The sequence below is a fragment of the Cysteiniphilum marinum genome (assembly GCF_014857925.1).
GTDB classification, from domain to species: Bacteria; Pseudomonadota; Gammaproteobacteria; order Francisellales; family Francisellaceae; genus Caedibacter; species Caedibacter marinus.
Map to the genome: position 1 here is coordinate 131,517 of NZ_JACYVZ010000001.1, position 12,916 is coordinate 144,432.

Here is a 12,916-nt window from a genome sequence, read left to right on the forward strand (position 1 = left end):
TTTGTGTATTTCCCTTTGACTTTGCTCAGGGTGCGATCAGGCTAATCTTGCTGCGTAATTACTTGGTTGATATCAAGAAAAAAGAATGAAAAATAACAAAAAAAGCAGATTTGGAATCTAAGCGATTGTATCAGCATTAAAATTGCTCTATTGTATGCGGGTATTTTATGTATCGTTAAATAATTTACTGCGATACAGTATTTATAAATCTTATTTTAAACTCAAAATAAAAGTGGAGTATTGGCTCATGAACGATAGATTGAAGATTAACGTTGGCTTGGCTGAGATGCTTAAAGGTGGCGTGATTATGGACGTTGTAACTGCAGAACAGGCAAAAATCGCTGAAGAGGCGGGTGCTGTTGCAGTGATGGCGCTTGAACGCGTTCCTGCTGATATTCGTAAAGACGGTGGTGTGGCACGCATGTCAGATCCAAAACTGATCAAAGAGATTATGGCAGCAGTGAGTATTCCGGTCATGGCAAAAGTGCGTATCGGTCACTTTGTTGAAGCGCAAATTTTAGAGTCGTTAGGAGTTGACTTTGTTGATGAGAGTGAAGTATTAACACCTGCTGATGATGAAAACCATATTGATAAGCATGCTTTTAAAGTCCCTTTTGTATGTGGTTGTAGTAATTTAGGCGAGGCATTGCGTCGAATTGGCGAGGGAGCTGCTTTGATCCGTACTAAGGGTGAAGCAGGGACAGGTGATGTGATTCAGGCGGTAAAACAAATGCGTGCATTAAATCGTCAGATCAAAGAAGTACAAATGGCGGATAGTGGTGAGCTAATGGCAATTGCTAAAAAACTAGCCGCACCTTACGAGTTAGTAAGATATGTACATGAACATGGTAAATTGCCTGTACCTAATTTCTCAGCCGGTGGTATTGCAACACCTGCTGATGCAGCGATGATGATGCAATTAGGTGCTGAAACTGTTTTTGTGGGTTCGGGTATTTTCAAATCGAATAATCCTAAAAAACGTGCTGAAGCCATCGTAAGTGCTGTAACACATTTTAATGATCCAGATGTGATTGCTAAAGTCTCAGAAGATCTAGGCGCGCCAATGACTGGAATCAACTGTGATCACTTGTTGCCACACGAGATGTTTTCAGTTAGAGGTTAGTAATGAATATCGGGGTACTTGCCTTACAAGGTGCGTATGATGCGCACCAGAAAAAAATTGAATCACTGGGTGTTAACTGTATTTTAGTCAAAACAGAAGCTGCTTTAGCTAAAGTTGATGCGTTGATTTTACCAGGTGGTGAAAGTACAACAATGACGTATTTGTTGCAGAAACATCAACTGTGGCAACCATTGATTAAGCGTATGCAAGAGATTCCAGTTTTAGCAACGTGCGCTGGTGTGATTCTATTACAAAAAATGGGTGTGTTGGATGTCGATGTTATCCGCAATGGTTATGGACGACAGTTAGAAAGTGGTATTTTCCCTCTGAATGTTAAATTTAACACAACAGAGGAAGAGGTCGAAGCCTTTTTTATTCGTGCGCCGATTATTAATGCGATTAATGATAAAGAAATTGATGTCATGTCTTATCATTTAGGTAAGCCAGTTTTAATTAGAAAAAATAAAATACTCGCAGCAACTTTTCATCCTGAGTTATGTCAAAGCTCGCCAGTGCATAAATATTTTGTCGATTTAATACGTCAATAGGAAGATTGGTTTTGCCAATCATTTGTTGATATAAATGAAGATGGTTGTCTCTAGTGAAGGGAATGATTAAATAACTCTCATTCTTCCTATGCCAGTATTGAGTCCAACATATTGCTTGATGATATTTAGATATTCTCTATTACCTCTGGTTCGCCTTACAGCAACAAAATAAATAGCGCCTAGTGTCTTGATTATCTCTTCATTAGGAATTTCTTTCAGATTTTTTTGCATTTTTTTAGCAACTTCTTTAAACCCTAATAGTATGGTCTCATTTTCTTCTTTTGGCTGAGTGTCTTGAAAATGATATTGGTCTAAGAGTAATTCAATAATGCGAATAGCAGTCGGATCTTTAAGGTTCCATGAGGCTTCATAGTCATAATTACAAATAGCTGATTCAATCACCTCAGATATATTTTGTAGATATAAAGAGGCCTCCATTTCATTAGGAGAATACGCAGTAATCTGTTTGTAGTTTCTACGAGGGGGTTGGTAATAAGAACATTTTGAACATGTGTTTTCTTTTCTAATGCTACCGCAACAGGCGCTGCATATAGAGGTAATATTTTCTAATAAGCAAAGTCGCTTTGCTTTGCGATTACAGACAGGACATTTTCCCATATATTACTATCCTTAATTTTGTTATACCCAGAAATGATAATGCTTATAGTTATTTATGTTTAATATATACTCACCTGAATTGTTTTTATAGGGCTAAGTAATCTATACGTCAACATTATCGGATAGAGATTATAACATTTCTTTCAACGCTTGCAGCTAAATTTACTAAGCTAACATAGAAAAACATGCTTCAACTTATTCAAGGGGATATTTTGTGTCATGGTTCTAGGTGTATTACTTTGATTATTGCCTATTTTTGTTCATTGACTATAAAGCAATATTTTGCGATGATGCGCGCTTATTTTTATTTGTTTATGAATTACTTTTGTAATGATTTCTTATTAAAATGAGGTTTAGAGTGAGAAACTATTTATTCGGGTGGCTCTTATTGGCTTTGGCAGGTATGAGTTTTGCTGCCAATAATACTGATTATGCTACATCATCAGCGAATGCAGCCATTGGTCCCGAGTCAGCACAGAAAGCAAATAGCTCCGATAATGAAGGGCAGGATTCTTCAGATAAATCAGGTAAGGATGAGAGCTTTTGGACATTTTTGAAAGGTACACAGCCGGATAATGCTGTTTACTTAGGGATGTTTACTTGGCATTTTAACCCTGAAAGTCGAGCGCATGATCGTTGGTCGAATAATTTGATTGGTGGACTTTATAATAGTATTTTTGTTGGTACTTTGCTTAATTCATTTAGCGATCGAGCTTTTGTGGTTGGGGTGCAACGCAATCTCTATACCAAACAGTTTTCGCAAAATAACCAAATGAATGTGGGCTATCGCTTAGGCTTAATTTCAGGTTATGACCAACGTATGTCGGATATTGCAAAATATTTACCTGTATTGCCGATTCCTGAGCTTTATATTGATTATGCTTATAAAAATTTTGGCGCAGAATTATCTTATATTGGCGTGGTATTTACCGCGAAGTTTTTTATACGTTTTTAACGTTTTTAACGTTAAGCAGTAACAAATTCAAATGAATGTCCTTTGTGCGCATGGCGTGCACAAATAACAGCAAACAACCCAATAATAAGTACAAATGTTGCAAAATGAATGCTTGTCATTGAGAACTGTGTCAATAAGAAAGTTGCAATAGCGCCACCTAAGAAAGACATGAAGTTAAACAATGCCGCTGCCGATCCTGTAATATGATGCGGTGCGCTTGAAATAGCACCGGCACTTGCTGTTGGGCGAATCATGGCGTAGCCTAGGGTTGTGATCCACATAGGCAATACTAAGGTATAGATATTGCTTGTGAATATGACATTTAATAGGATCGTTAACACTGCACCTATCACCAGAAGTATTGCACCAGTGAGTACCAGTTGACTGATGCTAAAGCGTTTATTTAGTTTCGGTGCCAAAATAGACATAATCACAATTGCCAGTGAGTTAACAGCAAAAATGATCCCAAAGGCAAGTACTGAAAAGTGAAATACCCCGATAATCAGCATGCTACTTGCCGCAGCATATGAGAATAAAACACCATATGAGCAAGCGCTTGTTAAAATATAACCTTGAAAGCTTTTGATTTTAAGTAATGATAGATAATTATCATAAAGCTGTTTAGGTTTTGTCGCATGCATGTTTTTTTGTTGGATGCTTTCCTTAAATAGAAAGCTAATAACCAATAAGTAAAATACGCCAAGCAACAGCAAAAATATAAAGCCACCATGCCAGCCAAATAGTTCTTGCAATACGCTACCAAGAAGTGGCGCAATCGCCGGACAAATACCAATAATTGCCATAATCATTGCCATTGCTTTAACAAGGTCTTCTTTTTTATAGACATCACGAGCAATTGCCATCGCTGCAACAATACTGCTGCATGTGCCTATTGCTTGAAAAAAACGTCCAATAAGCAACATGTGAAAGCTTGTTGAAAAGACAATCATCAAACTGGCTAAAGTATAAATAACAAGCCCAATGATTAAAATGGGTTTTCTGCCAAAGCGATCAAGTAGTGGGCCGTAAAAAAGTTGGGCAGCAGCAAGGCCAATCATAAAAACGGTCATCACTAAGCCAATATGTGATGTATTAAACGTTTGCCCCATTTCTGGAAAAGAAGCAATAAAAACATCGTTGGCAAAAGGGGTAATAATGCAAACACTGAGAACCAAAAACATCATCTTATTTTTCATCTTATCCTCATTGGGTTTTTAATATAGGTATTAAATACCGGTTGACTATACTCTTGGTGTGCGTAAAATGCAATAAAAATTTTTGACTATGATTGAGTATCTACTCCAGTTACTAAGAAATGATGGTCATGGCCTGAGCAACCCTCTAAGGATATGTTTCGAAATGAGAGAATGTTTGTGAGTGGTATAAAGGCTTCGACTTACGCTCAGCCAGCATTTATATAATAAAAACAACAGAGGAAAAATATGGCAAGAGAAAATAATTCCTGTTATGCAATTTTGAGTTTACTCAATAAAAAAGAATTGTCAGGCTATGGTATAAAAGCGCTTTTTGAAAAGATAGCCCACTTTTATTGGTCAGAAAGTAATGCGCAAATTTATCCGATGCTTAAGCAGCTAGAGGATCAAGGATTTGTTGAATCACGCTTAGATGAATCCAGTGGTAAACGTCAAAAGCGTATTTATGCAATTACAGAATCAGGTCGTACGCATTTAATACAGTGGTTAATGCAACCAATTAGCTATGGTGGCAAAGAACGTAATGAATTGTTATTAAAGCTAAGCAATGGTTTTGCGATCGATAAAGTAGAGATTTTACAACATGTGAATAACTACATTACCCACTTACAAATGATGGAGATTAAGCTCACGGAAGTGGTTAATCACATCAATGTCGATCATAGTGGCAGAGAGGATCAAGATTATCTGTTATTAGTATATCGCTATAATGAAAAGCGTTTAAAAGCTGAATTGGAATGGGCAAAAGAGACGGTTCAATCGTTACAGGCGATGTAAATTACATAACGCATCATAGTAAGACACTAAAAATCATATCGTTTTAATCGTTTTTAAAGTGAAAACATGATAGGCTTTTACTTTAGTTGTAAAAAGCCTTGATGACTTGCATTCTATGATAGAGACAGACCGTATTATCTCGGGTAATAAACAAAAAGAAGATCAGCAGATTGATCGTGCGATTCGTCCTAAAATGCTCAAAGATTATCATGGTCAACCAGTTGTCAAAGAGCAGATGGAGATCTTTATTGAAGCAGCCAGAAAGCGCTCTGAAGCTTTAGATCATGTGCTTATTTTTGGTCCTCCTGGTTTGGGTAAGACGACACTTTCACATATTATTGCCAATGAGATGAATGTCTCATTAAAACAAACCTCAGGTCCCGTATTAGAAAAGGCAGGTGATTTGGCCGCATTATTAACTAATCTTGAAGCCAATGATGTGTTATTTATTGATGAAATTCATCGTTTGAGTCCTGTAGTTGAAGAGGTTCTTTATCCGGCAATGGAGGATTATCAGCTTGATATTATGATTGGTGAAGGACCTGCGGCAAGATCAATTAAAATTGACTTGCCCCCTTTTACTTTAGTCGGCGCGACGACCAGAGCAGGGCTTTTGACCTCGCCACTTCGAGATCGTTTTGGCATTGTGCAGCGTTTAGAGTTTTATTCAGTTAATGATTTGGCAGATATTGTAATGCGCTCAGCTAAGCTATTAAATGTAACAATTGAAGCATCTGGTGCCAAGGAAATTGCAAAACGCGCGCGTGGCACGCCTCGTATTGCTAATCGCCTGTTAAGACGTGTGCGTGATTACGCTGATGTTAAAGCCAAAGGCGTTGTTGATCATAAGGTTGCCGATAAAGCCTTGTCACTAATTAATGTTGACCCAGTCGGCTTTGATCATATGGATAGACGTTATTTATTGGCGTTGATTGATAAATTCTCGGGTGGTCCTGTTGGCTTAGATACCATTGCCGCATCGATTTCAGAGGAACGTGGCACGATAGAGGATATGATTGAACCTTATTTGATACAACAGGGTTATATTATGCGTACAGCACGAGGGCGCGTGGCCACTCAACATGCTTATCGGCATTTTGATGTGGTTATGCCCGAGAAATTAAATGATTTGCAGCAGTTATCGTTAGATGATGAGTATTAGGGCTAAGACTAAATGTTCATCTACAAGTGCTCACCGTACCTTAAGCGTAAGTCAAAGCGATGTACTGAGCATCAGCCGAAGAGGGTAAGCTTGGGAAAATCACACTTCATAGAGGCTTTAACTTACGCCAAACCAACGCTTACACAATCAAGGTGGGCGGGAATATGGTTATAGCCAATATGAGTTATTGTCAATAAAGCAAGTATAAGAGGGGAAGTTTTGGGTATTATTATTGGAATTATTTCAGGTATGTTATGGGGCTTAAACGATGTATTGACGAACGTTTACTCTGAGCAAGCCTTGTTTAGTGCAGCAACTTTTGCGGTATTAGTATTTGCGTTAATATTATCTTTGATGCAAGACAGTTTTTCTTGTATTGGGATTTATAGTTATCACACGATGCGCGGCAGTTTTAAAACAAATATGATTAAAACCAGACATAAGAATTTTTGGCCCTTAATCATTGCTGCTATTTGTGCAGGACCTCTAGGAATGGTCGCCGGTATTATGGGTATTGCTTACGCGGGACCTGTTTACGCTGGTGTGGTCACCTCATGTTATCCGGTTATTGCACTGTTATTAGCAATGACTTTATTGCGAGAGAAGCCAATGAAGATAAAGATTGTTGGTATTATCTTATCAGTGATTGCAGTGATGTTTATCTCCATTGCAGGGGTCAGATCAGGTGCACCACATATTTTAATCGGCTTGATTTTCGCCAGTTGCGCAATGTTAGGTTGGGGGGCTGAGTCGATTTTATTCTCGATCGCGCAAAAATCATCAACACAAGATGTTTCGTGGCTTTTAGCGGTTCGTCAAAGTGTTTCAGCATTGAGTTATTTGCTGATTCTTGTGGTATTGCTTATTTTTGATTATCAGCAAACGTGGGCAGTGATAAGTCATTTATTTTTACCACTATTGATTGTCGGTTGTGTATTATCTGCCTCAAGCTCATATCTTGCTTACTATCATGCGATTAAATGCATAGGAGCGAGTCTTGGGACGACATTTAATGCAAGCTTTATTTTTTGGGCAGGCATTTTTAGCGTGTTGTTTAATATCACGCACGTGCAGGAGTCGTTTATCTTGTGGAGTGTCGTGTTAATTATAGGGATTTATTTTGCCTCAAAAGGTAACAAAAAATATGCTCAGGTTGCTTGTTAAAAAAGTTGCGAAAAAGTGCGAATGTTCTACACTTGATTTGTCTATATAAAAGGAGTTTAGTGTAAGAAATGCCAGCATTATTTAATTTACTCAAACGCAGCAAAGTAGTTGTTAGTATCGTTGTTTTACTGATGATTGCTTATGCAGGTTATTTTTGGGCGACACGCTCGACATCAACCGATAATGCTTATGTTGTTGCGAATGTTCAACCGATTGCAGCGGAAGTTTCAGGCAAAGTGCAGGATGTCTATGTAAATAATAATCAAATGGTGAAAAAGGGTACACTATTATTTTCCTTAGATCCCAAGCCTTATGAGATAAAACTACAAGAGGCTAATTTGAACCTAAAGGCTACACAAGTTGATTATCAGGCAGCAAAGGAGTTATTAGCAAACTACGCACAAAAAGATTTGTTGCAACAAAATGCCAGTGAGCTTCAGTTATTAAAAACAAAGGTTAACGCCACAAAAATTAAAGTACAGCAAGCACAATTAGCAGTTGATGCCGCAAAATCCCAGCTGGCAGCAACGAAAGTTTATGCTGTTGAAAATGGCATTGTTAGCAATTTGTTCTTAGCAAAAGGAACATTGGTGCATGCCTATCAGAGCTTATTTTCATTTATTGATACCAATCAATGGTGGGTGCAGGCTAATTTCAAAGAAACCGATTTGGCTAATGTTAAAAAGGGAGATAAGGCTACTATCCGTTTGCGGATGTATATGGGTAATAAAGTCTATCAAGGAAGAGTTGCCGATACGAATTGGGCGGTGGGCAGACGAGCTTCTGATTCAGCCGATCTTTTACAATCGGTGCCACAAGAGAATCAATGGTTACTGTTGCCGCAGCGTTTTCCAGTAATGATTAAAATAGATAATCCAGATCCAAACTTTCCATTGCATGTCGGGGCAAGTGCGTATGTTACGATTGAACCGACGAAATAAACGTAAATATCGCGATAGTTATACACTGCCACAGGATCCTTATTTAGATATTGCTTATCATGTTATTGTTACTTTAGTCGCATTCTGCGCGTTACTGATTTTTTATATGATTTTTCAATGGCCAGACTTTCTTATTTTCTTATTAGTCTCAGTGATGCTTATTTTTCTGAGTGCTTTTCCACTTGGTCAGTCGCGTTGGGGGCAGGTGAAAGCTTCTATAATTATGAGCGTCGGAGTTTGGCTTTGTTTTACATGTGTTTTTGCTGTCGCAAGCTCAAAGGGTTGGACTATTTTTTTGGTGCTTATATTTTCTTTAAGCTATTATTTGCTGACACTTAAAGATATGAATTTGCGCTTATATCTTGGCATGAGTGTGCTTTTTTTGCCAATATTCATTCATTTAATTGATGATCCAACAATGATGGCGCCAATTGAGAATGTTCAGATGTTTGTTAATTATAGTATGGCGATTATTATTTGTATGTTGTTCTCTATAGCAGTTGCTATGACTCAACCACGACGTTACGAAGCAAAGCTATTGATTGCGATGACTGAATACATCTATGCATTAAGACGGATGTTAAGTAGCACAGATGAAAAGGGTTATCGCGATAACTTATATTGCATGTATCGACATTTGTATTATCTACGTCAACAAAGAGCTAAATGCCACAAGCATTTTAATGCTGAGTTTAATCAAATTATTGATGAATATATTGATGTGGTATACCAGATTGTAATGATTTATGTTTACATTATTAATAACCATGCGGTGAGCCTACCATTTTATGAAGCATGTCTTAAAATTGATGCCTTATTGGGTCAGGATGATCTAGCAATCAAAGCCAAAGCACTTGAAAATCGAGCGTCTCGTTTGCAATTACTTGAAGAAAATATGCAATTAAAGCAAGCGATTGAACGTGCGGATATACGTTTAGAATTGTTAGATACGCTTTATACAAAAGTCAAAGCATTAAGGAAAAAATATGCTTAGTATTATGGATCGTCTAAGTATTTATCGTGCGGTTAGAATCAGTGTTATGCTTACCATTGCTGTTGCTGTGTGGTTGATTTTTGATATAGAACGTGGTTATTGGATCGCAATGACTTTGATGATTATTTATATGCCTTTTGAACCTGGGCTTGTTAATAACCGTATCAAAATGCGCTTAATTGGTACGATTGTTGGGCTTTTGTTTGGCTTTATTTTAGTTGAAATAATTATGGCACATGTCACTTGGATTGTCTTTTTGCCATTGCTGGTACTTTTTGTGCTTTATTTTTCAATGATCAATTACACCTATTCGGCTATGTTTGTGACCATTGCAGTTATGTTGCTTTATTCCGTGATGTACACCAAAGGCATGTCACCGGCAACTTTTATGTTAGCGCGATTAATGGATACCTTTGCTGCATGTGCTATTTGTTTTATTGCAGAGGTTTTTTTCAGACCAAGAAAGATGATCGCACACGCTATTTTAAAGGACTTAGAGGATATCTTAGAGGCGTATGCCAAGCATTTTTCCCTGATGTATCAATCATTTGCAAAACACCAGTTTAAGAATATATCAATTGAATATGCAACAAACTTTAACAATAGTTTGTTGAGTCTAAAGCAGGCGGCAGAGCTCAACAAATCAAAGTTAAGATTGAACCAACAACACTTAATGGATGCTTGTCTTGAGCCTGTTTTTAAAATGCGAGTGCATTTGCTGAGTTTGCATTATCTAGCAGAATATAATGAAAAAGAAATGCATGCGTTTATCGCTCAAAATAAGACGGTCTTTGAGATAATCTGTGATGATTTGAGCCAGTTGCTAGATTATGATGACACGCGTCAACACGCTTTAGACCAAGTATGTGAGAATAAGCATTTCACCACAGATGTTGAAAAGGAAATTATAAATAATCTACACGCTTTTAATCATTTGGCGTATCAAGCGCAAAGTGCATTGATTCAGTTTAAACAAAGTAATAAGTCAAAAAGAAGTTGAGTTTTAATATCCCCCTCACCCGTTTAGACTCACACTGAACGACCTCTCTCAAGGGAGAGGTGCTAGCTGATAGTGGTTTATTTATAGATGAATTAGTATTATTGCTTGCTGATCAGGTGATCGTTGATCTGGCACAAAATGGCAGTATCTTCTTTTTTTAGTTCATTACAAGCTGCCTGAAGTGGCTCGCTAGAGATGAACACCAAACGCTGCTCAAGTACTTTAATTTGCTCAAGTAAACCTTCGCGCTTTTTTTGTAAACCTTGTAATAATGGATCGTTTTTAGCAAGGACTGCTATGTGATCTGGTGTATTGTCTTGATGTTGCTTTTGTGTACTAAAACTTACTTCGTGCTCTTGGAAATGGCGTTTTGGTCTGTGTGGACGCTGATTGTGTTGTGACGTATTATTGCTTCTGCCATGAGTATTGTTAGTACTCGTGTTTTTGTACTTATTATTTGGTTTGCTATTTTGTTCCTGTTGAGATTTAGCTTCAGTTGGCTTTTTGCGTTTTAGCGAGAGCGTTTTTCTAAATGGTGTATCTGTCATGAATATCGTTCTTTAAGGTTATTAATTACTATTTTGAAAGTTTAACCAAGTTATTGAGCAAGTATTATGCTTGCTTTTAAATTAGCCTGTCCTTATAATACACAGTTGATTGATAAGATCAATAAAAAACAGTGCTCAAAACATGATTTGGTGGGGAGTTTCTGTTGAATAACAAGTAACAAAAATATAAGATAATCAAGCTAAAGAGGAAAATATTATGCCTGCAACTATGCACTACGGCGATGCGCATAAACAAGATGCTCATCAACAAGATTTACCATTGCGTGATCATATCAAAGAAGTGATTGCAACCTATTATAAAAATATGGTTTCACAAGGTACTAAGCCGCAAAACGTTTATGAGTTGGTGATGGCTGAAGTTGAGCTGCCTTTGATTGAAGCAACAATGGAATACACTGGTGGTAATCAAAGCCGTGCTGCAAAAATTCTAGGTATTAATCGTGGTACTTTCCGTAAGAAATTAGCACATTACGGTATGTTGTAATTTCAACAATCTAAATATCTAAAGGCTGCCATGTGCAGCCTTTTTTGTTTCAGATAATGTGGCTATGACCATATTCCTGCCCACTTTGATTGTGTAAGCGTTGGCTGAGCGTAAGTCGAAGCCTTTATGAAGTATGATTTTCCCAAGCTACCCACTTCGACTGATGCTCAATGCACCGCTTCGACTTACGCTCAGGGTACGGTGAGCACTTGTGGGTGAGCATTTAGTCTTAGCCGATAATGTAATCTTTTAATTCATCAAAATGCTCAATCACTGCAAGAGCATTTAGGCTGTGTAAATCGACACCATTGGCATAGCCGTGACTAATCAAAATATAGGGCATGTTATAGGCTTCAGCACAATAAGCATCATTGGCAGAATCACCAATCATAAGACTTGCGGTTATATCCGCATTTAGCATTCTAGCGGCATATTCTAAAGGTGCAGGGTTTGGCTTATAAAATGGTGTGGTATCACCGCCAATAACGCAATCAAAGTATTGACTTAGGCCTAAATGCTCTAGTGTTTTAATGGCATGTGCTTCTTCCTTATTTGTCACAACCGCCATTTTAATCTTAAGCTCTTTAAAATGAGTTAATGCGTTGATAACGCCAGGGTATATATGTGTGTGTTGCCCCATTGCTTCTTCATAATAATCTAATGTAAGCTTTAGTGCATCATTGGCATAAGTGGCGACTTTGTCAGGTGCTAAATCAAGTGCTAATACTTTTTGAGTTGTTGTTGGAAAGCCTCTACCAATAATACTTGCTGTTGTTTGATCGCAAATTGGATCCAATGAGAAGTGTGCACGCATTTTATTCAATGCATAGGTGATGTCATTGACACTATTGATGAGTGTGCCATCAAGATCAAAAAAAAGGCTATTATAGTGGGTTTTATTCATGGTGATGCTTTTTAAGAAGGTTGTTTATCGCATGTTTGATTTGACCATCTTCTAGTGTCTTTGCCAAGTTTTTAAATGCAGTTTGTGCACTATTAGGCATATGTGCTTCAGATGAGCTTGTCTTTTGCTTTGGCTCAAATACAAGGACTAATTCTAAAGTGCTTAGGTCTTTAAAGTACTCACTGGTATTTAATAGTGCAATAAGATCTTTTTTAAGTTCTCGAAATTTAGCAATCAATTCAGGGATTTCTGTTTTTAACACCAATTTTTTGCCATTGTAAAAACACACTTTAGTATGGTTGAAATAGGGGATATCAAAATGCAGTAATTTTTGCTCGGTTGTTTTCACTAGTTCGTGTTGTTGTTTAATGGTATGCAACAGTGAGCCTTTTTTGTTTTTTCTGCTGCTTAAAAGCTCAGTGACAGATGTATTATTCTTACGGATCATTTTGATGCACTTGGC

The 12,916-nt window shown here is 37.5% G+C and carries 15 protein-coding genes; 10 read left to right on the forward strand and 5 right to left on the reverse strand.

What is annotated here, in order from left to right; genetic code table 11:
- Positions 1-247: 247 nt before the first annotated feature.
- Both pdxS and pdxT read left to right on the forward strand, forming a co-directional pair.
- The gene (gene pdxS / locus IE867_RS00565) at positions 248-1,123 is read left to right on the forward strand and encodes a pyridoxal 5'-phosphate synthase lyase subunit PdxS (protein WP_192482829.1); all 876 of its coding nucleotides are present in this window, start codon (positions 248-250) and stop codon (positions 1,121-1,123) included.
- Positions 1,124-1,125: 2 nt separating this feature from the next.
- A complete protein-coding gene (gene pdxT, locus IE867_RS00570; protein WP_192482830.1) occupies positions 1,126-1,671 on the forward strand; it encodes a pyridoxal 5'-phosphate synthase glutaminase subunit PdxT in 546 nt (181 codons plus the stop codon).
- Positions 1,672-1,737: 66 nt separating this feature from the next.
- Here the strand turns inward: pdxT and IE867_RS00575 are convergent, their stop codons facing one another.
- Positions 1,738-2,289 carry a hypothetical protein gene (locus IE867_RS00575; protein WP_192482831.1) on the reverse strand — a complete coding sequence of 184 codons (552 nt, stop codon included), beginning with the start codon at positions 2,287-2,289 and terminating at the stop codon, positions 1,738-1,740.
- A gap of 358 nt (positions 2,290-2,647) precedes the next feature.
- On the opposite strand from IE867_RS00575, the gene IE867_RS00580 reads away from it, so the two are divergent.
- A complete protein-coding gene (locus IE867_RS00580) occupies positions 2,648-3,244 on the forward strand; it encodes a hypothetical protein (protein ID WP_192482832.1) in 597 nt (198 codons plus the stop codon).
- Positions 3,245-3,255: 11 nt separating this feature from the next.
- On the opposite strand, the gene IE867_RS00585 is transcribed toward IE867_RS00580, so the two are convergent.
- A complete protein-coding gene (locus IE867_RS00585) occupies positions 3,256-4,440 on the reverse strand; it encodes a multidrug effflux MFS transporter (RefSeq protein WP_192482833.1) in 1,185 nt (394 codons plus the stop codon).
- A 246-nt stretch (positions 4,441-4,686) separates the two neighbouring features.
- On the opposite strand from IE867_RS00585, the gene IE867_RS00590 reads away from it, so the two are divergent.
- The 6 genes from IE867_RS00590 to IE867_RS00615 all read left to right on the forward strand — a co-directional run bounded on the left by IE867_RS00590 (position 4,687) and on the right by IE867_RS00615 (position 10,496).
- Positions 4,687-5,235, forward strand: a complete 549-nt coding sequence (locus IE867_RS00590; protein WP_192482834.1) for a PadR family transcriptional regulator — start codon at positions 4,687-4,689, stop codon at positions 5,233-5,235.
- Positions 5,236-5,350: 115 nt separating this feature from the next.
- Entirely contained in the window at positions 5,351-6,397 is a 1,047-nt protein-coding gene (gene ruvB / locus IE867_RS00595) for a Holliday junction branch migration DNA helicase RuvB (protein ID WP_192482835.1), read from the forward strand.
- Between the two features lie 219 nt (positions 6,398-6,616).
- Positions 6,617-7,561, forward strand: coding sequence for a DMT family transporter (locus IE867_RS00600; RefSeq protein WP_192482836.1), 945 nt, complete (start codon positions 6,617-6,619; stop codon positions 7,559-7,561).
- A gap of 68 nt (positions 7,562-7,629) precedes the next feature.
- Entirely contained in the window at positions 7,630-8,502 is an 873-nt protein-coding gene (locus tag IE867_RS00605) for an HlyD family secretion protein (RefSeq protein WP_192482837.1), read from the forward strand.
- Entirely contained in the window at positions 8,477-9,496 is a 1,020-nt protein-coding gene (locus IE867_RS00610) for a hypothetical protein (protein ID WP_192482838.1), read from the forward strand. The genes IE867_RS00605 and IE867_RS00610 overlap by 26 nt, the downstream gene beginning before the upstream one ends.
- Positions 9,489-10,496, forward strand: coding sequence for an FUSC family protein (locus IE867_RS00615; protein ID WP_192482839.1), 1,008 nt, complete (start codon positions 9,489-9,491; stop codon positions 10,494-10,496). The genes IE867_RS00610 and IE867_RS00615 overlap by 8 nt, the downstream gene beginning before the upstream one ends.
- A 98-nt stretch (positions 10,497-10,594) precedes the next feature.
- Here the strand turns inward: IE867_RS00615 and IE867_RS00620 are convergent, their stop codons facing one another.
- Complete coding sequence (locus tag IE867_RS00620; protein ID WP_192482840.1) at positions 10,595-11,044, reverse strand: hypothetical protein; 450 nt, start codon at positions 11,042-11,044, stop codon at positions 10,595-10,597.
- Between the two features lie 217 nt (positions 11,045-11,261).
- On the opposite strand from IE867_RS00620, the gene IE867_RS00625 reads away from it, so the two are divergent.
- On the forward strand, positions 11,262-11,549 hold the full coding sequence (locus IE867_RS00625) for a helix-turn-helix domain-containing protein (protein WP_117003692.1): 288 nt from the start codon (positions 11,262-11,264) through the stop codon (positions 11,547-11,549).
- A gap of 229 nt (positions 11,550-11,778) precedes the next feature.
- On the opposite strand, the gene IE867_RS00630 is transcribed toward IE867_RS00625, so the two are convergent.
- Together IE867_RS00630 and IE867_RS00635 are read right to left on the reverse strand one after the other, a co-directional pair.
- The gene (locus IE867_RS00630; RefSeq protein ID WP_192482841.1) at positions 11,779-12,453 is read right to left on the reverse strand and encodes an HAD-IA family hydrolase; all 675 of its coding nucleotides are present in this window, start codon (positions 12,451-12,453) and stop codon (positions 11,779-11,781) included.
- Positions 12,446-12,901, reverse strand: coding sequence for a hypothetical protein (locus IE867_RS00635; protein ID WP_192482842.1), 456 nt, complete (start codon positions 12,899-12,901; stop codon positions 12,446-12,448). Before IE867_RS00635 ends, IE867_RS00630 begins: the two co-directional genes overlap by 8 nt.
- Between the last annotated feature and the right edge of the window lie 15 nt (positions 12,902-12,916).

Coding starts and splice junctions, on each gene's coding strand:
- pdxS (WP_192482829.1), top strand. CDS start 248: ATGAACGATAGATTGAAGATTAACGTTGGCTTGGCTGAGATGCTTAAA.
- pdxT (WP_192482830.1), top strand. CDS start 1,126: ATGAATATCGGGGTACTTGCCTTACAAGGTGCGTATGATGCGCACCAG.
- IE867_RS00575 (WP_192482831.1), bottom strand. CDS start 2,289: ATGGGAAAATGTCCTGTCTGTAATCGCAAAGCAAAGCGACTTTGCTTA.
- IE867_RS00585 (WP_192482833.1), bottom strand. CDS start 4,440: ATGAAAAATAAGATGATGTTTTTGGTTCTCAGTGTTTGCATTATTACC.
- IE867_RS00590 (WP_192482834.1), top strand. CDS start 4,687: ATGGCAAGAGAAAATAATTCCTGTTATGCAATTTTGAGTTTACTCAAT.
- ruvB (WP_192482835.1), top strand. CDS start 5,351: ATGATAGAGACAGACCGTATTATCTCGGGTAATAAACAAAAAGAAGAT.
- IE867_RS00605 (WP_192482837.1), top strand. CDS start 7,630: ATGCCAGCATTATTTAATTTACTCAAACGCAGCAAAGTAGTTGTTAGT.
- IE867_RS00610 (WP_192482838.1), top strand. CDS start 8,477: ATGTTACGATTGAACCGACGAAATAAACGTAAATATCGCGATAGTTAT.
- IE867_RS00615 (WP_192482839.1), top strand. CDS start 9,489: ATGCTTAGTATTATGGATCGTCTAAGTATTTATCGTGCGGTTAGAATC.
- IE867_RS00620 (WP_192482840.1), bottom strand. CDS start 11,044: ATGACAGATACACCATTTAGAAAAACGCTCTCGCTAAAACGCAAAAAG.
- IE867_RS00625 (WP_117003692.1), top strand. CDS start 11,262: ATGCCTGCAACTATGCACTACGGCGATGCGCATAAACAAGATGCTCAT.
- IE867_RS00630 (WP_192482841.1), bottom strand. CDS start 12,453: ATGAATAAAACCCACTATAATAGCCTTTTTTTTGATCTTGATGGCACA.
- IE867_RS00635 (WP_192482842.1), bottom strand. CDS start 12,901: ATGATCCGTAAGAATAATACATCTGTCACTGAGCTTTTAAGCAGCAGA.